Below are 21,108 nucleotides of genomic sequence, written 5' to 3' on the forward strand. Positions count from 1 at the left end.
GCCCGGATCACCCTCTGGCCCAACCGCCGGTGTCGGCGAAGCGACGCAGCGTCCAGCGGGCCGGCGGCCAACTGCCGGGGTCGTGGTCGGTGGTCCATTCGGTGATCGAGGCCGGGGGCACGTCCAGGTCGAACGCCCGGAAGACCGGCTGCGCGCCGAGCGCGTGGAAGGCGCCCTCGACGGTCTCGCTGTGGCCGACCAGGACCACTGTGGAGCCCCGGTGCCGGTGGGCGATCTCCATGATCGCGCGGCTGACGCGGACCACCAGCTCCGCCCAGCTCTCGTTGCCCTCCTCGAACGGTCGGAACACACCGCCACCCGCCACCGCGTGGTCGGTGCGGAAGAGGGCTGTCGGCAGGCCGTCGGCGTACGGGGGTGTGTGCCAGGTGCAGAGACCGCAGTCGGCCACGGGCCGGACGCCGAACGCCGCGCCGATCGGTTGCGCGGTCTCGACGGCCCTGCGCAGCACGGACGAGTAGACCGCCACCGGCCCGTCGACGGCGACCTCGCCGGTGAGCCGGTTGGCCAGGTCGTGTGCCTGCTCGTGGCCGAGGGCGGTGAGGCCCCGACAGCCACGTGGCCCACCGATGATTCCTTCGAGCTGGTGGACCGACTCGCCGTGTCGCACGAAGATCAGACGTGTCCGCATCGGGACATCATGCCAGCGGTATCGACGGCAGTATCAGTCGTCCGTACGGCTGGTGGAGAAGGTGTCGGCCCGGCTGAGCAGAGCGTCCAGTTTCGCGCCCGTCTGCGCTGGTAGACGGTCCCGCCGCACCAGCTCGGCGATGTGGTCCCGTAGGTCGGCGACGCGCTCGGCGCGGTCCCTGGTGCGGCGGTTGAGGTCGGCCAGGTCGTCACGCAGATCTTCGGCGGTCTTCGGGTCGACGTCACCGCGGGCGACCGCGGTGGCGAGGACGGCGGCGAATTCGCTGCTCACCTCCCGGAAGCTGACCGGTAGCTGCTGCCCCACGGTCGGGGGCGCGGTGCTGGCGGTGGGGCGTGTTGGGGACGGTACGGCCGGCGTCGGCGAGTGTGTCGTGGGCGCGAGGGCCGGGGCGGAGGTCGACGGCGCGGCGGCGATCTCGGCCGGGTCGGGTGTGCCCGGGTTGCCGAGCGGATTCTCCACGAACAGGACGCCGATGCCGATCAGCACGGCGAGCACGGCCGCGACGAGCACGGCGAGGGGCCGACGTGTTCGGCGTCGGGCCGGTGCGGCGGCTACCGGGACGGGGCGGGCCACCACCGACCGGTCGATCAGGGTGGGCGGGTGGGCGGCCGGCCGGATGCGCAGCAGCTCGGTGGGCGGCTCGACCGGCTGACCGGCGCCGAAGCGGCGGGCCAGGTGTGCGGCGCTCGGCCGGTCGGCCGGGTTGGCGGCCAGGCAGGCGACGGTCAGCTCGGCGATGTCGGCGGGTAGACCGGGCACCCGCAGCGGCGGCACCGGGGTGCCCCGCCGGTGCACCTCCAGCGCGTCCTCCCAGCTCTGCACGGGCAGTGGCGCCCGCCCGGTGAGGGTGCGGTAGAGCAGTGCGCCGAGGGCGTACACGTCGCTCGCCGGGTCGGGAGGGCCGGCGGTCAGCCGTTCCGGGGCGAAGTAGGCGGGGGTGCCCATCAGCGGTTCGCCGGACTGGCTGTCGAGGCCGCCGAGCGCGGCGATGCCGAAGTCGAGCACCTTGGCGCCGGTGTCGGTGAGCATGACGTTGCCGGGCTTGACGTCGCGGTGCACGACGCCGATGCGGTGCGCGGCGGCCAGCGCGGCGGCGATCTGCCCGGCCACCCGGACCGCCTCCGGCCAGGGCAGCGGCCCGGTCCGCAGCCGGTCGGCCAGGTTGTGACCGTCGACGAGCTCCATCACCAGGTACGGGACCACGACGCCGCCGGCCAGGGTCGCCTCGGCGTAGTCGTACACCTGGGTCACGTGTGGGTGGGTCAGCCGGGCGGCCGCGCGGGCCTCGCGTTGGATGGTGGCCCGCAGCTGTGGGTCGGTGGCGAACTGCCCGGCGAGCACCTTGATCGCGACCGGCCGCCCGAGCACCTCGTCGTCGCCTCGCCACACCTCGGACATGCCACCGAGACCGATCCGCTCGTGCAGTACGTAGCGGTCGTGGAGGCGGAGAGTGGGCGTGAGCGGCGACATGGCTTCACCAGTCTGCCTGGCAACACCGCCCTCGACCACTCTGCGTGCCCGGACCCACACTGTTCGTCCCGTGCGTACCGGAATGGGATTGGTGCGTGTCAGGAGCAGCGCGGGGTGCCGGGCAGCGGTCGCGGTTGGATGCGGTCGGCGAGCCGGCGCAGGGCGAGGGCGGTGGCCTGCCGGGTCGGGGCGAGCAGGGCCCGGCGGGGGTGGTCGACCTGGACCGGAGCGTTCGGTCGGGCCGAGTTGACGTGCCGGTTCATGGCGTCGAGCGCGGTGATGTATCCGCTGGGAAGTTCCATGGTCAACTCCTCGGGACGGGTCCGGTGGAAGCCCGGACGACGAGTGCGGTGGGCAGCAACACGTGACCGGCCGCGGCGTCCGCGGGTGGGTCGAGCAGCAGTTCGGCGGCGATCCGGCCCTTCTCCTCGGCCGGCTGCCGGACGGTGGTGAGGCCGGCCGCGGCGGCCTCGGGGACGTCGTCGAAGCCGGTCACCGAGACGCTGGGACGATCATGGGCTGGCCGTGCGGCCAGGGCGTCCAGCACACCGAGCGCGAGGACGTCGGAGCCGGCCAGCACGGCGGTCGGCGGCGCGGGTTGGTCGAACAGCCCGGCGATGGCTGCGGCTGCCGCCGGGCGGCTGTTGCCGGGGACGTTTACCAGTGTCAGCTCGGCCCAGCCGACGCCGACCTCGGCGAAGGCGTCGGCGAACCCGCTGAGCCGGCCTCGGGTGGTCGGATGCGGCACCTGGTCGACCCCGGCCACTGTGAGCGGGCCGGCCGGCGCGTCGGGCAGCACGGAGTCGGCGAGCAGCGCCACCCGACGGTGCCCGAGCCCTGCGACGTGCGCGGCGGCGCTGCGTGCGGCGGCCCGCTCGTCGATGCCGACGAAGCGTTCGTCGGCGCTGGCGTCGTCGCGGGCGGCCGTGCTGACGAACGGCAGCCCGCGTTGGCGGATCACGTCCAACGCCCATTCCTCGTCGGCGACGCAGTAGACGCAGAACCCGTCGACGGCGGCGTTCTCCACCGCCTGTCGGGCGTCGGTCACCGCTGGGGGCAGCGGCACCAGCAGCATGCTGGTGCCGTGCCGTTCGGCCGCCGCGCCGACGCCGGCGAGGAAGCGGACCGCGAACGGGTCGGTGAAGGCGTACGACAGTTGCGAGGTGAACAGCACCCCGATCGACCCGACGAAACCTCGGCGCAGGGAGCGTGCGGTGGGGTTGGGGCCGGGGTACCCGAGTTGCCGGGCGGCGTCCAGGATCCGCTCGCGCAGGGTGGCGGAGAGCTGGTCGGGACGGCTGTAGGCGTTGGACACGGTGCTGCGCGAGACGCCGACGGCGTCGGCCACGGCTTGCAGTGTTGGCTTCACCGGCACCTCTCTGTATCGATCCAGTCTGTATCGATACAGAGACTAGCCCGACCGGTCGGCGTCGGTCAATACGTGGGCTGAGAGTCCCTTTGCGCGGGGCCTACGACGACGAGGGTCAGGCCGGGTAGGTGTCGTCCAGCAGCCGGCCGAGGATCTCCGCCGTACGCTCGGGCGGCTCGGCCTCGACGCAGAGCCGCTCCATGGCCACCGCGTAGTAATCCAGGTCGTCGCGCTTGTCCAGGTAGATGGCGCTGGTGAGCTGTTCGATGTAGACGATGTCCGGAAGCTCCTGGTCGCCGAAGCGCAGGATGGTGAAGGCGCCCCCGGCGGCGGCGTGGCCACCGGCGGCGAACGGGATGACCTGCAACCGGATGTGGGGCGACTTGGTCGCCTCGATGAGCGCGGTGAGCTGATCGCGCATGACCTCGGCCCCGCCGATGGGCCGGCGCAGTGCCGCCTCGTCCACCACGGCCCAGAGCTGCGGCGGGTTCTGCCGCTGGAGCAACTGCTGACGCTGCATCCGCAGCGCGACGCGCCTGTCGATCTCACCCGGACCAGCCGCGCCGTGCCCGAGCAGCACGACCGCCCGGGCGTACTCCCGGGTCTGCAGGAGGCCGGGCACGAACTGCACCTCGTAGCTGCGGATCAGCGCGGCGGCGGCCTCCAGGCCCAGGTACGACTGGAACCAGGAGGGCAGCACGTCGCCGTAGCGGTGCCACCAGCCGGGGCTGTTCGCGTCCCGCGCGAGTTTGAGCAGCGCGTCGCGTTCGTGGTCCTCGGTGACGCCGTAGAGGGTCAACAGGTCGGCGACGTCACGCTCCTTGAAGCCGACCCGACCCAGCTCCATCCGACTGATCTTGGATTCGGAGGAGCGGATCTCCCAGCCGGCGCCCTCCCGGGTCACTCCGCTGGACTCCCGGAGACGGCGCAGTTGGGCGCCGAGCAGCATGCGCAGCACGGTCGGCCCGGATGTCGGGCCACCCTCGGCGGGAACCATCGTCACGTGCGGACCTCCGGACACCGACCCACGACGGCCGGGCGCCCCGGCCCGGCCGACGTGTAAGCATGCCATGGACCGACAGTGAGGTGAACTCCTCCGCGCCGGTGAATCAGTCCCGTCACCGGGACGACCCACCCTCGGACGGTCAGTTGATCAGGTGGTCGAAATCTCCGTCCCGCGCACCGAGAACGAAGGCGGCGATCTCATCCACTGTGTAGATGAGCGCCGGCCCTTCCGGGTGTCGTGAGTTGCGGACCGCGATGCCCGCTCCCTCGGGCAGTTCGGCCAGTTCGACGCAGTTGCCGCTGGGGTTGCTGCGGCGACTCTTCTGCCAGCTCAGCGGAGGCAACTGGTGGATCGGTACGCCATTGGGTGGCTGCTGCATGGGGGCGTCTTTCTGTACGAGCCCGCCGGTGGCCGTGGGAGGAGCGGTGACGGCGAGGGGGTGCGGTATCGACATTGGACGGTTCTGCACGTGCATCTGCTATTGCATCTGCATCCGACGGCGAGCATGATAACGCACATGATCGGTGCCCATCCGTTCACTTTGAGTTACCCCCACACGGGCAACGATCAGGCAAAACTGGGCCCGACGCGGCGTGCCGCGTCAACCGAAGGCTGGAGGCGGTCGCGGCGATGGGAGGGTTCGTGCCGGATCCGATGAGTGTCGCCTCCGGCGTCTGCGCGGCGGGCGCGCTGCTCTCCTCGTGGCAACTACGCCGACGGGCGGTGCGCGCCGAGGCCGAGATCGGTCACCTCCAGGCCGAACTGGCCGCCGAACGGCACGCCGCCAGTCACGACCCGCTCACCGGGCTGCCCAACCGCCGCGCCTTCTACCGCCTGGCAGCCGCCCTGCTCACCGACGCCGCCGGCCAGCCGCTGATCGCCGTGGTGCTCGATCTGGACGACTTCAAGCAGATCAACGACCGGTACGGGCACGCCGCCGGCGACCAGGTGCTGATCAGTGTTGCCGAACGCCTCGCCGGCTTCGCCGGGGACAACCTCGTGGCGCGCCTCGGCGGCGACGAGTTCGCCGGGCTGCTCTCCAGCCCCACCGTCGACCGGCGCTGGATCGAGCACTCGACCCGCCGGCTCAGCGAGACCGTCGCCGCGCCGATCCGGCTGAGCGCGTGCAGCGTCCGGGTCACCGCGTCCGTCGGGCTCGCCCCGGTGACCGGCCCGGCCCAGCTCACCGACGCGCTCAGCCGCGCCGACGCGGCCATGTACCAGGCGAAGAGCCTCGGTGGCGCCCGATCGCCCCGCCAACTGGTCGACAGCGCGTTCCTCGGCGAGCGCTGACCGTTCAGCTCCGCCCTTCTTCGTGGCTACCCGCTACGGACAGCCCGCGCCTGTGGGTCGAGACCGCGCACCGCCGCGTCGGCGAGGGTGACCAGACCCGCCGGTGACACCAGCCCTCGCACGATCCGCGCCGCCCGCTCCCGGTCGGCCGCCTCGGCGTCGAGGTCCAATGCCTGGCGGGTCCAGTCGCTGAGGTCGTCGAGCGCGCGGACCGCGAGGAACCAGGCCAGGCGCACCGGGTCGACGTCGATCCTGCCGTAGCCGGCGAGCGCCGCCTGCTGCTGCTCGGCACTGATCGGCGCGAAGGCGAGCACCCCACCGAGGACGAACATGAGGTCGCACTCGGGCGGGGCGAGCACAGCGTCGTCCCAGTCGATCAACCACACGTGCCCGTCCGCGCCGAGCAGCAGGTTGCCCAGGTGCGGGTCGCCGTGGCAGACGACATTCGGGCCGGGCCGGTCGCGCTGGTCGACGGCACGGCGCTCGACCTCGCGAATCAGCACCCCCAGCCGGTCGGCCACCGTGGACCACACCCCCGCCAGCTCCACCACCAGCGGGTCCGCGAGGTCGGCCCGGTCCGGATCGCGCAGCCGCGCGGCCACCGCGCGGGTCGCGGTCACGATCGAGGGGTACGCGGCACCGCCCGCCGGTAGCAGCCGGCTCAGCTCGTCGGTCACCGGCACCTCGTGCACGGCGGCCAGCACCTCGCCGTACGCGCGCCAGTGCGCGCCGGTCATCGGGCCGTCGAGCGCCCGCTGGTCGGAGACCCACGGCACCACCGAGAGGCGGCGGCCGTCGTGGTCGATCGACAGCCGTCCGCCGTCGGCCCGCAGCGGCGCGGCGATGCCCGGCACCCCCTGTTCGGCCAGGTACGCCGTCACGACCAGGCCGGCCGGGGTGCCGCCACCGCTCAGCTTGACCGCGTACCGAGAGCCGTCGACGGCCCGAGCGAGCCACAGTCGGGCGTGCTGGTCCGCGCCGGAGGTGACCGGCTCCATCGTGGACAGGTGCAGGCCGAAGCCCGTCCGTACCTGTTCGGCCACCTGCCGTGCGACGTTCGGCACCATGCGGACACCATGCCAGCGCTCCGGCCGTCGACCCAGCGGTTTTGCCGGTCGCAGGGGTGTTCTGAGACGTCCTAGCCGGGTATGGCAGGCCAGTACCCGAACACGACCGCCGAGAGGAACCGACGTGGCGACCATCAGCGCCCTCGTACTCAACTGCACCCTCAAGCCGTCACCGACGCCGTCGAGCGCCGAGCAGCTCGGTCGGGAAGTGCTCGCCGAGCTGGCCGTGCAGGGCGTGGAGGGCGAGATGATCCGCGTCGTCGATCACGACGTGCGTTTCGGGGTGTCCACGGACGAGGGCGACGGCGACGGTTGGCCGGCGATCCGCGGCAAGCTGATGGCCGCCCAGGTGCTGATCATCGCCACGCCGATCTGGCTCGGCCAGCCCTCCAGCGTCTGCAAGATGGTCCTCGAACGCCTCGACGCCGAACTCTCCGAGACCGACGCCGACGGCCGGCTCCTCACCTACGGCAAGGTGGCCGGTGTCGCCGTGGTCGGCAACGAGGACGGCGCCCACCACACCATCGGCGAGGTGCAGCAGGCGCTCAACGAGGTCGGTTTCACCATTGCCGCCGCCGCCGCGACCTACTGGGTCGGTGAGGCACTGCAGACCGTGGACTACCGCGACGCCGGCCCCAAGCCCGACACCACCGGCCGCACCACGAAGGCCCTGGCGCTCAACACCGCGCACCTGGCCCGACTCCTCGCCGACCAGCCGTACCCGCCGCCGGACGCGAAAGGCGCGGCAGTCGGCCCGAGCCGCGAATAGACCTCACCGCCAGATGCATCACTGCCCGGGCTGCCCCACCGCCGGGGCAGCCCCGGCGCGCGGCTCGTTACCGATCCGCGCCAGCCGTGGCCGGCGCGGTCAGCGCCAGCCGTAGCCGGCGCGCAACGCCTGCCCGACGCGGTCGAACCGGGGCCGATCCAACACGGCGCCCTCCCGGCGGATGCTGTCCTCGCGCATGGTGAGCACCCGGTCCAGCCGGACCCAGCTCGGCCGGTTGTCGCGGTCCCACTCGCCCGGCCCGAGCGCGAACCAGTGCCGCTGCCCGTGCCGCTCGCTCTGGCTCGACAGCATCAGCCCGAACAGGGTCCGGCTGTGCCGCCCGACGACAAGCACCGGCCGGTCCTTGCCCTGGCGGGGGTCGTCCTCGTACGGCACCCACGTCCAGACGATCTCGCCCGGGTCGGCCTGACCGTCCCGCTCCGGAGCGTAGGTCAGCTCCCGACGCTGCAAAGCGCTCACCTGACGGCGGCGGGCCACCTGCGCGGGCGCCGGCCCGGTACGCCGGGGCGACGGGATCACCGCACCGACCCGGGAGATACGCGCCGCGACATTCCTCAACAGACCAGCCACGGCGGGCAGCCTACCCGCTGCCGAAGGGGGCGGTACGACAGACTGGCTCCATGAACGAGCTGCCCCGTGACCTGCCGATCCTGGAGCGACGCGCGGTGCGGGTGGTGGTCACCGACGGCACCGACCGGGTGTTGCTGTTCCACACCCGCGACCCGGACCACGCCCGGCTGGGCACCTGGTGGGAGCTGCCGGGCGGTGGCATGGATCCCGGTGAGACCTATCGCGACACGGCGGTGCGGGAGCTGCGGGAAGAGACCGGCATCGTGATCAGCGCCGACCAGGTTGGTGCGCCGAACTGGCGGCGGCGGGCGAGTTTCCTGCACCGCCAGTTCCGGCACGTCCAGGACGAGGTTGTCGTCGCCGTACGGCTGACCGGCCCCGGCCCGGACGTGGACGAGGCGCACCGGCTCGACTACGAGCGGGAGGACTACTTCAGCTTCCGCTGGTGGCCGTTGCCGGCGGTGATGGCCAGTAGGGAACGGTTCTACCCCGGGCAGCTCCCCCGGCTGATCAGCCCCTTTCTCACCGGCACGGAGATCGACGAGCCGTTCGAGCTGTGGTCGTGAGCCGGGCCGGCGGGCAGAGTGGGGACATGAGGACCGATCTGCACGGGCCGCTCTCCGCGTACGCCGCGCGGCTGCACGCCACAGCCGGCGACCGACACCACGTCGCCTCCCCGCTCGGCGCCTGGCTGCTGCTCGCGGTCGCTGCCACGACGGCCGAGCCGGCCACCGCGAAGGGAACAGCCGCGGAGCTGGTGCAGGCGCTGGGCACGGACCTGCCGAGCGCGGCCGAGGCCGCCCGAACGCTGTTGGACGCGCCGCACCCGCTGGTCGGGTCCGCCACCGCGCTCTGGCACCGAGCGGGGCAGGGCGACGGCGGTGCGGCGGCGTGGCGGGCCGCGCTGCCCAACACGACCGAGGTCGGCGTCCTGCCCGATCAGGCCGGGTTGGACGCCTGGGCGCGCGAGCACACCCTCGGCCTGATCGAGACGTTTCCCCTGCCGGTCGGGCCGGACGTGGTGCTGGCCCTGGCCAGCGCGTTGGCCACCCGGGTGTCCTGGGCGACCCCGTTCGACGTCGCCGACGCACGCGCACTCGGCGGGGGCAGCCCGTGGGCCGGTCAACTGCGGCAAGCACTGCGCAGCCCGAGCCAGGGCCACCGCTGCGCCATCGTTTCCACCGCGCGGGCCGGTGACGTGATCGTGCACGCCGCACCGGCCCAGACGACCGACGGCGCGGGGCTGGTCGTCCTCTCGGTGGCCGCCGCACCGCAGGTGCCACCGGCCGAGGTGCTGGCCATCGCGTACGACCTCAGCGCCGGCGCGGCCGACGGCGCGCAACCGACGGGCAGCCGCTCGCTGTTCGACCTGCCGCTCGGCGAGACTCCGCTGTGGACGCTGACCGAGGAGCGGGTACGCACCCGGGCCCGCGACGGCCGCGAAGAGCGGCACACCGCCGTCCTGCCCTGCTGGTCGGCCCGGAGCGACCACGACCTGACCGCACCGGTGCTCGGCTTTCCGGCCGTGGCGGCCACGCTGGCGACGGCGACGGCGCTGCCGATGGAGCGCTTCGAGGCACGGCAGACGGCGGTGGCCCGGTTCGACAGGTACGGCTTCGAGGCGGCGGCCGTGACCGCCATGTTCGGGTTGACCAGCCTGCCACCGGAGGGGGTCGCACGCACCGCCGAGCTGCGCTTCGGCCACCCGTACGCGGTGGTGGCCGTCGCCACCGATGCCAGGGCCGAGGGCGTCACCGGCCCGTGGCACGGGGTGCCGGTCTTCTCCGCCTGGGTGGCCGAGCCCGAGGAGGTGTCCGAGGCGTGAGTTACCTCGCGGAGGAGCAGGTGGCCGGGGTGCTCGGGCGGCCTACTCGCTGATCACGGCGAACGCCTACGACCCGACGGGTCAGGACGGCCACTTCGCCTGGTGCGTGGCGGCCCTCAACCGGGCCGACGTCACCGGGGCACTCCTGGACTGACCCCGCCGGGCCGGGTCAGAACCCGCCGTCGCGCGGCAGCCGCGCCACCATCTCCCGGAACTCCCGCACCGTCATCGCCGTGCGCAACGTGGCGAAGACGGCACCGGTTCCGGCCCGGGCGGTGGCCGGGTCGACCCCGGCACGCTGTTCCACCCGACGAAGGAACTCCGTCGGGCCGGCCTCCATCGGGGTCGCGCCGGCACCGCCGACCTCCAGGCCCACCCCGCTGGTCAAGCCATCGGCCCCGGCATCCGGGCCGAGGGCGCCGGCCGCATCCGGGGCTGGGAGGGCCGTCCCGGCCGGATCCGGGGCCGGGCCGCTCAGGTAGCCGTCGACCTCGTTCGGAAGGTGCCCGACGAGGTCGCCGGGCGCGCCGCCGGTCACCCGCTCGGCCAACGTCTGCAGCACGGCGCGGGCGAGCGCGGCGGCCTCCTCGGCCGGCAGGCCGGACCGTTGGGACACCGCGTCGATGAAGTACGGGAACCCGTCGCCGTCGGTCACGCTCGGCCGGTTACCCCTGGCCGGCCGCGACAAACTGCCGCTAGGCCAGCAGACCCTCGGCCAGCAGGTGGTCGAAGATGATCTGGTCGACCGGCGAGGTGCGGTGTCGGTCCGCGTACCCGAGCCAGGCCATCTCGGCGATCTCGCTGGCCGGCCGCAGCTGTCCCCGGTAGTCGGCCCGGTAGCAGGTCATCCGCACGGTGATGCCGGTCGTGTGGCCGTGCGCCTGGGCGGTGAAGGTGCCCAGCCGCACGGCACCGGGCACGTCGACCTCGACGCTCAACTCCTCGTCGATCTCCCGACGCAGGGTCTCCAGGTCGGTTTCGCCCGGCTCGCGCTTTCCGCCCGGCAGGTACCAGACGTCCTTGCCCACCGACCGGGTGCTCAGCACCCGACCGTCCTCGACGAGGATCCAGGCCACCTTGTCGATCTCGCGCACGATGCTCCTTACCGCCGCCGGGACCGGGGACGCTACCACCCGGCAGCGTGCTCAGTCGGCGAGCAGGTCGAGCAGCAGCGCGGCGGTCCAGCTGAACGCCGGTGAGCCCAGCCCGGCGCCGGTGTCCGGGTGGAAGTACTCGTGGCAGCCGGCTCCGGCGACCAGACCGATCATCGAGCGGCGCAGCCCGGCGGCCAGCTCCGGGTGCCCGTGCCCGAGCAGCCCACGCCGGACCAGCCAGCCGATGTTGAGCCAGCTCGGCCCGCGCCAGTACCGCAGCGGCTCGAAGTCGGGTGCGGTGCGGTCGTAGGTGGGCAACGGCCGGTCCATCCGACGGGCCACCCCGAAGCGCGCCGACCGGGCCTCGACGACCAGCGCGTCGGCGTGCCGGGCCGGCAGGTCCGGCAGGATCAGGGGGGTCAGCCCGAGCACGGTACGGGCGCTCACCAGGCGGTCGGTGCGCAGGTCACGCGGCTGGAACGTGCCGGTGTTCCGGTCGTACAACCGGCGGAGGAGAGCTTCGGTGATGCGGGTCGCTCGGGCCCGGTGCGGCCCGGGGTCGTCGCCGACGAGCGCGGCGATCTCGGCGAGGGCGTGTTCGGCGGCCCCGAACGCCGCGTTGAACAACGGGCACTCCACCAGGAAGGGGTGACCGGCGGCGAGGTCGCGGTCGGAGTAGCCGCGCTCGCGGTAGGCGGCGACGATCGCCAGGTAGCGCGCGTAGTCCAGGTCCGTGGGGCGGTGCGCGGCGTCGGCGTGCGTGGTGTCGTGCCGACGGTACGCGCGCATGACTGCCGCCTCGGCCGGCACGGCGGCCATCGGCTCGTCCCACGCCGGGCTGTTGTCCAACCCGGACTCCCACGGGTGCACGATGCAGACCAGTCCGTCACCGGCCACGTCCCGCCGCTCGGCCAGGTAGCGCTGTTGGGCGACCAGCGCGGGATAGAGCCCGCGCAGCGCGGCCAGCCCGGTGGGGTCGGGCGTCCGCCGGTACGCCAGCAACGCGGCGAGCGCGTGCACCGGCGGCTGGACCAGGCCGGAGGTGGCCACCGTCGGTGCTCCCGGCACGTCGGCCGAACGCCACATCTCCGGCCCCGGGAAGTACGCGCCGACCCGCAGCGCCGGGTTGAACACGATGTGCGGCACCCGTCCGTCGGCCCACTGCGCCCGGAACAGGCTCGCCAGCTCCCGCCAGGCACGCTCGGGGCGGACCTGGGCCAACCCGATCGCGATGAACGCGGAGTCCCAGCTCCACTGGTGCGGGTAGAGCGTGCGCGAGGGCACCGTGTGGCCGTGTTCCCAGTTCGCGTCGAGCGTGTCGACAGCGAGTCGACGCAGCCCGGCCGCGTCGGCCGGGCCGGTGCCGGCGGCGTCGGCGCGCGTCGCTGCGGCGTCGACGGGCACGCCGACGCTGGTCGGCTCGGCATCGAAGCGCGCGCCGGCGCTGGTCAGCCTTGCGTCGGCGGTCACGCGGCGGCCCGCCGGGGCAGCGCGTGTCGCAGCACCGTGGCGGCCTGTTGCAGGGCCCGGACCGGGTCGCCGCGGAGCCGGCACTCCAGGGCCAGCCAGCCCCGGTAGTCCAGCTCCAGCAGGGTACGCACCAGCGCCGGCCAGTCCAGGTGCCCGGCGCCGGGCTGGTACCGGTTGGAGTCGCTGACCTGTACGTGCCCGAGGTACGGCGCGGCGGCGCGCAGCGCGCGGTGCACGTCGTCCTCCTCGATGTTCATGTGGAAGGTGTCGGCGACCACCCGGACCGACGGCAGCCCGAGCGCGGCGCAGAGCGCCACCGCCTGGTCGAGACGGTTGACCATGTGGTCCTCGTACCGGTTGAGGGGTTCCAGGAAGAGGGTGACCCCCTCGGCCCGGGCGTGCTCGCCCAGCTCGCCGAGGGCGTCGAGGAGCACCTGCCGGTCGCCGTCCGGGGCCCGGGGCGGCTCGAACGGCGGCAGGCGTCGGGAGAACATCCCCCAGGCGGCCGGGGTCATCACCCCGACGCCGCCCAGCTCGGCGATCACCGAGAGCTGGGAGCGCAGGTTGCGGACGGCGTCGGCGGACCGGGCGGGGTCGAAGTCGCCGATGAAGTGGTCCATCTCGACGCAGACGGTGGGCATCACCACCCCGGCGGCGCGGGCCCGGCGCAGCTCGGGCAACCGGCGGGCGAACGCCAGGTCGCCGCGGCCGCGTAGCTCGATGCCCTGGTAGCCGAGGGCGGCCGCGAGGGCGTACTTCTGGATCAGGTTGGTGCCCGGCAGGAGTTGTTCCTGACAGGCCAGCGCGATGGTGGTCATGAGAACCTCAGCACGACTTGGAGGACGTCACCGGCGCCGCGGTCGAGCAGCGCGAGGGCGTCGGCGACCGCGCTGGCGTCGACGATGTGGCTGACCAGCGGCAGCGGGTCGACGCTGCGGTCGGCCACCAGGTCCATGAAGGTCTGCGCGACCCGGTCTCCGGTCCACCGACCGGCCATGCTCGGCGCGGGGGTGGGCCCGGAGACCTGGGCGGCCACCAACTGGATGCGGTTGTGGTGGAACTCCTCGCCGAGGCCGAGCGCCTCGGCCTGGCCCTGGTAGAAACCGGCGGCCACGACCCGGCCGGCGTGGGCGGTGGAGCGGATCGCCTCGTGCAGCGCCGGGTACGCGCCGGACAACTCCAGGCAGACATCGGCCCCCCGGCCGTCGGTGGCCTGGCGCAGCACGGCGGCGGCGGAGGTGACAGTGGCATCCACAGTGGATCGCGCACCGTATCGGGCGGCGTGCTCCAGCCGGCCGGGAACCGGGTCGACGGCCACCACCCGGGCCCCGGAGAGCACCGCGAGCCGGGTCGCGAGCAGCCCGATGACACCCTGGCCGAAGACGCCGACCCAGTCGCCGAGGTGCAGGTCGCCGGCGAGCACGGCGGTCAGCGCGATGGCGCCGGGGCGGGCGAAGACCGCGGCGAGCGGATCCAGCCCGGTGGGGAGCGCGCGGACCGCGTCGGCGGCGAGCACGGCCTCGGCCCGGTGCCCCCAGATGCCCCAGACGAGCTGCCCGGGATGCCGGTCGGTGACCTCCGGCGCGACCTCGATGACCTCCCCGACCTCTTCGTAGCCGAAGCCGATCAACGGGTAGGGCACCGGCGTCTGTCGGGGGACGAACATCCGGGCGGCGTCGTCCCAGTCCTTGCTGAGTCGGGGATTGCTGCCCCGGTAGAGGGTCAGCTCGGTGCCGGCGGAGATGCCCGAGTAACAGGTGCGGACTCGGACCTGGCCGGGGCCGAGCGGATCCGGCGGGCAGGGCTCGAGGCTGATGCGTCGAGGACCGGCGAGAGAGACCACCCAGTTGCCCATGTGTCACATCCCGGTAGCACTGGGCTCCAGGATAGCAAAAAATCGCGATATGTCTTGCTATTGATCAATCGAAGGTGTTGGATCCTTCTTGTACCCTTCGAGAGGAGTGCCATCGATGTCAGCACCTCCGAGGCGGATACTCGCCACCACCCTGATCCTGGCACTGACCACGTCCACCCTGCTGGCCTGCGGCGACGACGAACCCGACAGCAACAGCAAGAAGATCACCGTCTGGAGCCTGGAGGATGTGGCCGACCGGGTCACCGCCACCAAGGCGATCATCGCCGACTTCACCGCCAAGACCGGGATCCAGGTCGATCTCGTGACCGTCAACGAGGACCAGTTCCCCTCCCTGATCGCCGCCAACGCCGCCGCCGGCGACCTGCCCGACGTGGTCGGTTCGGTCTCCCTCGCCGGCATCCGTACGCTCGCCGGCAACGAGCTGCTGCACGCCTCGGCGAACGCGGAGGTCGTCGACAAGCTGGGCAAGCAGACGTTCTCCCCCCGAGCGCTGGAGCTCACCTCCGACGACGGCAAACAGCTCTCCGTGCCCAGCGACGGCTGGGGGCAGCTGCTCGTCTACCGCAAGGACCTGTTCGCCGCGGCCGGCCTACCCGCCCCCGACACGTACGAGCGGATCACCGCCGCCGCGGCCCGACTGAACACCGGCGGCGTCGCGGGCATCACCGCGGCGACCGCCCCCAGCGACGTGTTCACCCAGCAGACCTTCGAGCACCTGGCGCTGGCCAACGGCTGCCAGCTCACCGACGACTCGGGGAAGGTGACACTGGATTCACCCCAGTGCGTCGAGGCGTTCCGCTTCTACGGTGACCTGATCCGCACCAGCTCGGTGAAGGGCGCGCAGGACGTGGACACCACCCGGGCCACCTACTTCGCGGGTAAGGCGGCCATGGTGATCTGGTCACCGTTCATCCTCGACGAGCTCGCCGGTCTGCGCAACGACGCCAAGCCGACCTGCCCCCAGTGCCAGGCCGACCCGGCGTTCCTCGCGAAGAACAGCGGGTTCGTCACCGCGATCAAGGGCCCGAACGGCGCCGAACCGGCCCAGTACGGCGAGATCAGCTCGTGGGCGGTTCTCGACGGCGCGGTGACCGACCCGGCGAAGTCCTTCGTGGAGTACATGCTCGGTGACGGCTACCCGCGCTGGTTCGGCATGTCCCCCGAGGGCCGCTTCCCGGTGCGCAAGGGCACCCCCGCCGAGCCGGAGGCGTACCTGACCGCCTGGAACACCAGCCAGGCGGGTGTGGACGCGAAGAAGCCCCTCACCGACGTGTACGGCGACGAGGTACTGGCCACGCTGCGCCGCAGCCCGGACACCTTCGGGCGCTGGGGGCTCACCCAGGGGCAGGGCAAACTCGTCGGCGCCATGCTCGGCGAGTTGCCGGTGCCCAAGGTGCTGGGCGACCTCGTCTCCGGCAAGTCCGACGCGGCGGCCGCCGCCAACCGCGCCACGAAGGACGTGGACGCCATCAAGGCGGGCGTCAATTGACCACCACCGCGCCCGGCCCCGGCCGCTCCCCCACCAGGGAGCGGTCGGCGCCACCCCGGCGCCGACCGTTGACCCTGCGCCGCCGCGAATCCCGGGCCGGGCTCGCGCTTGTCGCACCGACCCTGCTCGTCACCATCGCGGTCATCGGCATCCCGATCGTGTGGACAGTGGTGCTCGCCTTCCAGCGGGTCCGGCTGGCCACGCTGCGCAAGACCGGTCTGTTCGGCGAGTTCACAATGGACAACATCGACCGGGTGCTGCACACCCCCGGCTTCGCCGAGACGCTGTGGGTCACGCTGATCTACAGCATCGGCGGCACCGTCGGGTCGATCCTGCTCGGCCTGGTGGCCGCACTGGTCGTCCGCCGGCCGTTTCGGGGTCGCACCCTGGTCCGGGCGTCCATGCTGCTGCCGTACGTGGCACCGGTGGTCGCCGTGACGTTCGTCTGGCAGGTGATGCTCGACCCACAGCTCGGCATCGTCAACGCCTGGGGTCAACGCCTGCTCGGCTGGGACGCCCCGGTGCCGTTCCTCACCCAGGAGTCGACAGCGCTGGCCACGGTGATCGTCTTCGAGGCGTGGCGGTACTTCCCGTTCGCGTTCCTGTTCCTGCTGGCCCGGCTCCAGGCGGTGCCCGGCGAGTTGGAGGAGGCCGCCCGGGTCGACGGCGCCACCCCCACCCAGCGGTTCCGGCACATCCTGCTGCCGCAGCTGCTGCCGGTGATCGCCCTGCTGGGCGTGCTGCGCTTCATCATGACGTTCAACAAGTTCGACGACGTCTACCTGCTCACCGGCGGTGCCGCCGGCACCGAGGTGGTCAGCGTGCGGGTGTACGAGTTCCTCACCGCCCGTACCGACATCGGGGCCGCGGCCGCCCAGGCGGTCGTGCTGGCCGTGGTGCTCATCGTGTTCGTGCTGATCTATCTGCGCTTCTTCGGACGGAGGGTGGGCTGATGGACCGGGACGTGGTCGAGACGGTGAGCCTGCGCTGGCTGCGCCGCCTGGTGATCGCCGTGTTCCTGGTGATCACGGTCTTCCCCTTCTACTACATGCTGGTGCTCTCGGTGCGCCCCATCGAGCGGCTGCTGCTCGACCCCGGGGCGCTGGTGGTCGGCTTCGGTGAGCTGACCGTGGCCACGTACGCCGAGGTACTCAAGGCCACCGACGACGGCGGCCAGGGTTTCCTCACCTTCATCCGCAACAGTGGGCTGGTCGCCGTCGCGGCGACAGTGCTCACTCTCCTGGTCGCGATCCCCGGCGCGTACGCGGTGGCCCGGCTACGGTTCTTCGGCCGGAGGCAGGTGGACTTCCTGTTCCTGGCGGTCTACCTGTTTCCGTCGATCGTCATCGCGATCCCGCTGTTCGTGGTCTTCACCCGCGCCGGGCTGCGCGGCTCGCTGTTCGGTCTGGTGCTGGTCTACATCTCGCAGACGTTGCCGGTGTCGGTCTACATGCTGAAGAACTACTTCGAGACCATCCCGGTCAGCCTGGAGGAGTCCGCCGCCATCGACGGCGCCGGCCGACTCGGCATCATCCGTCGTGTCAGCCTGCCCCTGGCGATGCCGTCGATCATGGCGGTCGCGCTCTACGACTTCATGATCGCCTGGAACGAGTTCCTCTTCGCCCTGCTGTTCCTGGTCGACAAACCCAACCGGTGGACGGTGTCGCTGGGGTTGTCCCTGCTCGCCGACGGGGTGGAGGTTCCCAAGACCGTGCTGATGGCCGGCTCGGTCGTGCTCACCCTGCCCATCGTGATCCTCTTCTTCGCCAGCGAACGGCTGCTCACCGAGGGGCTGACCAGCGGCGCGGAGAAGGGATGATGGTCTCGTCCGGGTCGCCCGCCCGGCCCCCACCGGCCCGGATACGGTGGCCTCATGGCCAACCCGACCCGCTGGGCGACCGACACCGGTCCCGAGCACTCACAGTGGTATATCGACCGGTTCCGCAAGCTCGTGGCCGAGGGCGCGGACCTCGCCGGCGAGGCCCGACTGGTGGACGCCCTCGTCGCGCCCGGCTCCCGCATTCTCGACGCCGGCAGCGGCACCGGCCGCGTCGGTGCCGCACTGGCCGAGCGGGGCCACACGGTGGTCGGGGTGGACGCCGACCCCGCGCTGGTGGATGCCGCCCGCGCCGACTATCCCGGCCCGACGTGGCTGGTCGCCGACCTCGCCGACCTGGATCTGCCGGCGCTGGGTGAGGCCGAGCCGTTCGACGCGGCGGTGCTGGCCGGCAACGTGCTCGCCTTCGTCGCCGTCGGCACCGAACCGGAGGTGCTGCGCCGGGTGGCAGCGCACCTGCGACCCGACGGCGTGCTGACAGTGGGCTTCGGCACCGAGCGCGGCTACCCACTGACCGCCTTCGACGCCGACGCGGTGGCCGCCGGGCTGCGCGTGGAGCAGCGCTTCGCCACCTGGGACCTGCGCCCGTGGCGCGACGACGCCCCGTTCGCGGTCACCGTCCTGCGCCGCCCGCCAGACTGACACCGCCTGCCACGCGTTGCTTCCCGGTGATCAAGAGATTTGCGTCAGCCTCGCGCCAGGTTCTGACGCAAACCCCTTGATCACCGCGGCCCCAGCGCACCGCCACAGCTTTGGGCGGATCAGTCTGGGGCGGCGACGGCGCGGGCGGCGGCCGGGTCGAGGGTGGCGCCGGCGGGCACCAGGCTGACCAGCCCGGCCGGTAGCCGCACCGGCCGCACGCCGCGGTAACCGAGCATCGGGAGCACCTCCCGGTCGGCCAGCACGTACCGTCGGCCCAGGTCGGTGACCACGGAGACCGCGCCGCCGGTCGCGCCGGGCGCCGCGACGGCCTCGACCACCGCACCGCGGCCCGGCTCCACCACCACGTGGTCGGCCAGCACCGCGCCGCCGGTGGGCGCGGTGCGGGGCACGGCCGTCAGGTCCCGCGGCGGTACGCCCCAGCGCACCTCACCAACCCCGCCGTCGTCGCCGATGCGGGTGCAGAGCGCCCCGCCGTCGCCGGCCGCGAGCCGGGGCGGGGTCGGTGGCGGGGCGTTCGGGCCGGTCGGGGCGAGATCCGGCACCGTGGGCAGGGCGGCGAACCGACCCAACGTCATCGGCTCCGGCTCGACCTGCCCGGTGCGGGCCAGCAACAACCCCGCCTGCAACTCGGTGATGCCGGCCAGGCCGGCGTCGAGCGCCACCGCGTACTGCCGGCCGCCACCGGAGTTGCTCACCAGGTAGACGGTGCCGATCGCCGCACCCGGCACCCGGGTGGCGGGCCGACCCAACGCGGGCGGATCGAGCGGGGCGAGGTCGGTGCCGGCGGGCAGCGAGTTGAGCAGCGCCGGCGCCACCCGAACCGCCTGGGCGCGGGTGGTGGCGAGCGCCGCCAGCACCCGGCTGGGATCACGGACGAGGTAGCGGCGCTGGTGCCAGACCAGGTACAGCCCGCCGTCGGGGTGGCGCAGCAGCAGCGCGTCATCGCCCAACGGCCGACCGCCGTCGGGCTCGGTGCCGATCAGCAACGCGGAGCGGGGCACCTCGACGCCCGCGCCGGCCGGGACCATCGAGCAGACCGTCCACGCCGTGGCGGCCAGCCGGCCCGGGGCGGGTAGCGAGTCGGGTGCGTCGGCGATGCCCAACGGCAGCCCGCGCGGCACCCCGTCGATCGTGCGTCGGGACACCAGGACCGTCTTCGAACGGTCCGCACCGACGATGAGCAGCGCCGAGGCGTAGTTGAGCACCGGGTGCAGCTTCTGCTCGCGGTAGACGAACCGGGCGCCGGACTCCTTCTCCACGATCACCGCGCCCGGGTCGCGCCACCCCTTGCCACCACCGGCGAACAGGCCGTAGAGGGCGAAACCACCGAGCCCGATCGCCGCGACCAGGACGCTGGCCAGGCCGGCGCCGGCCAGCCGCCGAAACGGCGACTGGGCGGGGTCGGTCTCCCGCATCACCAGGGCGGCGACCGCCCGCTGGACGCTGAACTGGTAGGAGTGCAGCTGGTCCTGCCGCGACGGCATGAGTCACCTCCGGTGGATCGGCCGGGCACAGGATATGCGCTGCGTCGATCTCCTGCGGACCCTGCGTGGCCGCCCGTCGCGGGGCAACCGCTACCATCCGTGGACGAATCCGGCGGCGAGAGGGCACCCGTGGGCGCGCGTTTCGAAGAGCTGGCCTGGCGGGAGACCCCGATCGGCGCGATCAGCCTGCGCCGACGCCGGGACCCGGCACTCCAGGTCGAGGTGTACGAGGTCAAGCTCGACGACGAGTACCTGATGTCCAGCCTCTTCCCGGTCGCGGAGATCGAGCTGGCCCGGCTCGGCCTCGCCGAGGTGGCCGGTGACTCGCTCGACGTGGTGGTGGGCGGTCTCGGGCTGGGCTACACCGCCTGCGCGGCGCTGGGCGACCCCCGGGTGCGCTCACTGCTCGTGGTGGAGGCGATCGAGGACGTGATCGACTGGCACCAGCGAGGGCTGCTGCCGTTCGCGGCGGGGCTCGCCGAGGACCCCCGGACCCGCTTCGTGCAGGCCGACTTCTTCGCGGCGGTGGCCGGTGACACCGGTTTCGACGCCGAGGTGCCCGGCCGGCGGTTCGACGCGGTGCTGCTCGACGTCGACCACTCCCCGCGCAACGTCCTGCACCCGAGCCACGCGGCGTTCTACCCGCCGGCCGGGTTGCGTCGCCTGGCCGCCCTGCTACGCCCCGAGGGCGTCTTCGCGCTCTGGTCGGACGACCCGCCGGACGCCGAGTTCACCGCCGCGCTCACCGAGGTGTTCGCGAGCGTACGCGCGCATGTCGTGCCGTTCGCCAATCCGCTGACCGGCGGGGAGTCGGCGAACACCGTCTACGTGGCGCGTACCGGCTCCTGATCGACTTCGGTAGGCCGCGCCCGCATGGTGTCGGCCGGACGGGGAACGAGAAGCGGGGGCCGGCCGCACCAGGCGCGGCCGGTTACGGGAGGTCGACATGCGTGCACTGCTCTGGGTTGTCGGCGTGGTCGCCGGCGTGCTGATCCTGCTCGGGTTGATCCTCGAGGCGGTCCGCTGGCTGATCATCATCGGCGTGATCGCGCTGGTGATCGTGATCGTCTGGGGCGTCGTCAAGGGGCGGCAGGCCGTGAGCCACCGGTCCCGTCGACGGTGACGGGCGGCGGGA

Annotated in this window: 24 protein-coding genes; 10 read left to right on the forward strand and 14 right to left on the reverse strand. The window is 72.7% G+C overall.

Annotated features, from left to right (window positions below; genetic code table 11):
- Positions 1-7: 7 nt before the first annotated feature.
- From ABZ794_RS21985 to ABZ794_RS22010, 6 genes are all read right to left on the reverse strand, one after another.
- The gene (locus tag ABZ794_RS21985; RefSeq protein ID WP_357517265.1) at positions 8-649 is read right to left on the reverse strand and encodes a histidine phosphatase family protein; all 642 of its coding nucleotides are present in this window, start codon (positions 647-649) and stop codon (positions 8-10) included.
- A gap of 33 nt (positions 650-682) precedes the next feature.
- A complete protein-coding gene (locus ABZ794_RS21990) occupies positions 683-2,140 on the reverse strand; it encodes a serine/threonine-protein kinase (protein WP_357517267.1) in 1,458 nt (485 codons plus the stop codon).
- Between the two features lie 98 nt (positions 2,141-2,238).
- A complete protein-coding gene (locus tag ABZ794_RS21995; protein WP_238689416.1) occupies positions 2,239-2,442 on the reverse strand; it encodes a hypothetical protein in 204 nt (67 codons plus the stop codon).
- Positions 2,443-2,444: 2 nt separating this feature from the next.
- Positions 2,445-3,488: a LacI family DNA-binding transcriptional regulator gene (locus ABZ794_RS22000; RefSeq protein WP_307850597.1), complete on the reverse strand. Its 1,044-nt coding sequence runs from the start codon at positions 3,486-3,488 to the stop codon at positions 2,445-2,447.
- A 136-nt stretch (positions 3,489-3,624) separates the two neighbouring features.
- The gene (locus ABZ794_RS22005) at positions 3,625-4,512 is read right to left on the reverse strand and encodes a helix-turn-helix transcriptional regulator (RefSeq protein WP_210785056.1); all 888 of its coding nucleotides are present in this window, start codon (positions 4,510-4,512) and stop codon (positions 3,625-3,627) included.
- 142 nt (positions 4,513-4,654) lie between these two features.
- A complete protein-coding gene (locus ABZ794_RS22010; protein WP_091406718.1) occupies positions 4,655-4,894 on the reverse strand; it encodes a DUF397 domain-containing protein in 240 nt (79 codons plus the stop codon).
- A gap of 263 nt (positions 4,895-5,157) precedes the next feature.
- On the opposite strand from ABZ794_RS22010, the gene ABZ794_RS22015 reads away from it, so the two are divergent.
- Positions 5,158-5,808, forward strand: a complete 651-nt coding sequence (locus tag ABZ794_RS22015) for a GGDEF domain-containing protein (RefSeq protein WP_210785055.1) — start codon at positions 5,158-5,160, stop codon at positions 5,806-5,808.
- 26 nt (positions 5,809-5,834) lie between these two features.
- On the opposite strand, the gene ABZ794_RS22020 is transcribed toward ABZ794_RS22015, so the two are convergent.
- Entirely contained in the window at positions 5,835-6,875 is a 1,041-nt protein-coding gene (locus tag ABZ794_RS22020) for an aminoglycoside phosphotransferase family protein (RefSeq protein WP_357517271.1), read from the reverse strand.
- 124 nt (positions 6,876-6,999) lie between these two features.
- Between ABZ794_RS22020 and ABZ794_RS22025 the strand changes: the two genes are divergently transcribed.
- Positions 7,000-7,644 carry an NAD(P)H-dependent oxidoreductase gene (locus ABZ794_RS22025; protein ID WP_238689419.1) on the forward strand — a complete coding sequence of 215 codons (645 nt, stop codon included), beginning with the start codon at positions 7,000-7,002 and terminating at the stop codon, positions 7,642-7,644.
- A gap of 99 nt (positions 7,645-7,743) precedes the next feature.
- On the opposite strand, the gene ABZ794_RS22030 is transcribed toward ABZ794_RS22025, so the two are convergent.
- Complete coding sequence (locus tag ABZ794_RS22030) at positions 7,744-8,235, reverse strand: type II toxin-antitoxin system PemK/MazF family toxin (protein ID WP_210785052.1); 492 nt, start codon at positions 8,233-8,235, stop codon at positions 7,744-7,746.
- Between the two features lie 50 nt (positions 8,236-8,285).
- Between ABZ794_RS22030 and ABZ794_RS22035 the strand changes: the two genes are divergently transcribed.
- Together ABZ794_RS22035 and ABZ794_RS22040 are read left to right on the forward strand one after the other, a co-directional pair.
- The gene (locus ABZ794_RS22035) at positions 8,286-8,801 is read left to right on the forward strand and encodes an NUDIX domain-containing protein (RefSeq protein ID WP_210785051.1); all 516 of its coding nucleotides are present in this window, start codon (positions 8,286-8,288) and stop codon (positions 8,799-8,801) included.
- A gap of 26 nt (positions 8,802-8,827) precedes the next feature.
- A complete protein-coding gene (locus ABZ794_RS22040; RefSeq protein ID WP_357517274.1) occupies positions 8,828-10,060 on the forward strand; it encodes a hypothetical protein in 1,233 nt (410 codons plus the stop codon).
- Between the two features lie 169 nt (positions 10,061-10,229).
- Here the strand turns inward: ABZ794_RS22040 and ABZ794_RS22045 are convergent, their stop codons facing one another.
- From ABZ794_RS22045 to ABZ794_RS22065, 5 genes are all read right to left on the reverse strand, one after another.
- Complete coding sequence (locus ABZ794_RS22045; protein ID WP_210785049.1) at positions 10,230-10,715, reverse strand: DUF2267 domain-containing protein; 486 nt, start codon at positions 10,713-10,715, stop codon at positions 10,230-10,232.
- Positions 10,716-10,755: 40 nt separating this feature from the next.
- Entirely contained in the window at positions 10,756-11,154 is a 399-nt protein-coding gene (locus ABZ794_RS22050) for an NUDIX domain-containing protein (protein ID WP_210785048.1), read from the reverse strand.
- Between the two features lie 51 nt (positions 11,155-11,205).
- Positions 11,206-12,492, reverse strand: a complete 1,287-nt coding sequence (locus ABZ794_RS22055) for a hypothetical protein (protein WP_357517338.1) — start codon at positions 12,490-12,492, stop codon at positions 11,206-11,208.
- Positions 12,493-12,620: 128 nt separating this feature from the next.
- Complete coding sequence (locus ABZ794_RS22060; protein WP_210785047.1) at positions 12,621-13,442, reverse strand: sugar phosphate isomerase/epimerase family protein; 822 nt, start codon at positions 13,440-13,442, stop codon at positions 12,621-12,623.
- The gene (locus ABZ794_RS22065) at positions 13,439-14,479 is read right to left on the reverse strand and encodes a zinc-binding dehydrogenase (RefSeq protein WP_210785046.1); all 1,041 of its coding nucleotides are present in this window, start codon (positions 14,477-14,479) and stop codon (positions 13,439-13,441) included. The genes ABZ794_RS22060 and ABZ794_RS22065 overlap by 4 nt, the downstream gene beginning before the upstream one ends.
- A 115-nt stretch (positions 14,480-14,594) precedes the next feature.
- Between ABZ794_RS22065 and ABZ794_RS22070 the strand changes: the two genes are divergently transcribed.
- From ABZ794_RS22070 to ABZ794_RS22085, 4 genes are read left to right on the forward strand one after another with little or no spacing between them, the layout of a single operon-like run.
- On the forward strand, positions 14,595-15,989 hold the full coding sequence (locus tag ABZ794_RS22070; protein WP_357517278.1) for an extracellular solute-binding protein: 1,395 nt from the start codon (positions 14,595-14,597) through the stop codon (positions 15,987-15,989).
- Positions 15,986-16,942, forward strand: coding sequence for a sugar ABC transporter permease (locus ABZ794_RS22075; protein ID WP_210785044.1), 957 nt, complete (start codon positions 15,986-15,988; stop codon positions 16,940-16,942). The genes ABZ794_RS22070 and ABZ794_RS22075 overlap by 4 nt, the downstream gene beginning before the upstream one ends.
- Positions 16,942-17,808: a carbohydrate ABC transporter permease gene (locus ABZ794_RS22080; RefSeq protein ID WP_091406739.1), complete on the forward strand. Its 867-nt coding sequence runs from the start codon at positions 16,942-16,944 to the stop codon at positions 17,806-17,808. Before ABZ794_RS22075 ends, ABZ794_RS22080 begins: the two co-directional genes overlap by 1 nt.
- 54 nt (positions 17,809-17,862) lie before the next feature.
- Entirely contained in the window at positions 17,863-18,468 is a 606-nt protein-coding gene (locus ABZ794_RS22085) for a class I SAM-dependent methyltransferase (protein WP_357517280.1), read from the forward strand.
- 119 nt (positions 18,469-18,587) lie between these two features.
- Here ABZ794_RS22085 and eccB read toward each other — a convergent pair whose 3' ends face one another.
- Entirely contained in the window at positions 18,588-19,973 is a 1,386-nt protein-coding gene (gene eccB, locus ABZ794_RS22090; RefSeq protein WP_357517282.1) for a type VII secretion protein EccB, read from the reverse strand.
- Between the two features lie 129 nt (positions 19,974-20,102).
- On the opposite strand from eccB, the gene ABZ794_RS22095 reads away from it, so the two are divergent.
- Positions 20,103-20,822, forward strand: coding sequence for a spermidine synthase (locus ABZ794_RS22095; RefSeq protein WP_210785041.1), 720 nt, complete (start codon positions 20,103-20,105; stop codon positions 20,820-20,822).
- Positions 20,823-20,919: 97 nt separating this feature from the next.
- Positions 20,920-21,096: a hypothetical protein gene (locus ABZ794_RS22100; RefSeq protein WP_210785040.1), complete on the forward strand. Its 177-nt coding sequence runs from the start codon at positions 20,920-20,922 to the stop codon at positions 21,094-21,096.
- Positions 21,097-21,108: the final 12 nt, after the last annotated feature.

This window comes from Micromonospora sp. NPDC047187, from assembly GCF_040643355.1.
GTDB lineage: Bacteria > Actinomycetota > Actinomycetes > Mycobacteriales > Micromonosporaceae > Micromonospora > Micromonospora salmantinae.

Bases quoted from the DNA above. Each gene is read 5' to 3' on its own strand.
- ABZ794_RS21985 (WP_357517265.1), bottom strand. From the start codon at position 649: ATGCGGACACGTCTGATCTTCGTGCGACACGGCGAGTCGGTCCACCAG.
- ABZ794_RS21990 (WP_357517267.1), bottom strand. From the start codon at position 2,140: ATGTCGCCGCTCACGCCCACTCTCCGCCTCCACGACCGCTACGTACTG.
- ABZ794_RS21995 (WP_238689416.1), bottom strand. From the start codon at position 2,442: ATGGAACTTCCCAGCGGATACATCACCGCGCTCGACGCCATGAACCGG.
- ABZ794_RS22010 (WP_091406718.1), bottom strand. From the start codon at position 4,894: ATGCAGCAGCCACCCAATGGCGTACCGATCCACCAGTTGCCTCCGCTG.
- ABZ794_RS22020 (WP_357517271.1), bottom strand. From the start codon at position 6,875: ATGGTGCCGAACGTCGCACGGCAGGTGGCCGAACAGGTACGGACGGGC.
- ABZ794_RS22035 (WP_210785051.1), top strand. From the start codon at position 8,286: ATGAACGAGCTGCCCCGTGACCTGCCGATCCTGGAGCGACGCGCGGTG.
- ABZ794_RS22040 (WP_357517274.1), top strand. From the start codon at position 8,828: ATGAGGACCGATCTGCACGGGCCGCTCTCCGCGTACGCCGCGCGGCTG.
- ABZ794_RS22060 (WP_210785047.1), bottom strand. From the start codon at position 13,442: ATGACCACCATCGCGCTGGCCTGTCAGGAACAACTCCTGCCGGGCACC.
- ABZ794_RS22065 (WP_210785046.1), bottom strand. From the start codon at position 14,479: ATGGGCAACTGGGTGGTCTCTCTCGCCGGTCCTCGACGCATCAGCCTC.
- ABZ794_RS22070 (WP_357517278.1), top strand. From the start codon at position 14,595: ATGTCAGCACCTCCGAGGCGGATACTCGCCACCACCCTGATCCTGGCA.
- ABZ794_RS22080 (WP_091406739.1), top strand. From the start codon at position 16,942: ATGGACCGGGACGTGGTCGAGACGGTGAGCCTGCGCTGGCTGCGCCGC.
- ABZ794_RS22085 (WP_357517280.1), top strand. From the start codon at position 17,863: ATGGCCAACCCGACCCGCTGGGCGACCGACACCGGTCCCGAGCACTCA.
- eccB (WP_357517282.1), bottom strand. From the start codon at position 19,973: ATGCCGTCGCGGCAGGACCAGCTGCACTCCTACCAGTTCAGCGTCCAG.
- ABZ794_RS22100 (WP_210785040.1), top strand. From the start codon at position 20,920: ATGCGTGCACTGCTCTGGGTTGTCGGCGTGGTCGCCGGCGTGCTGATC.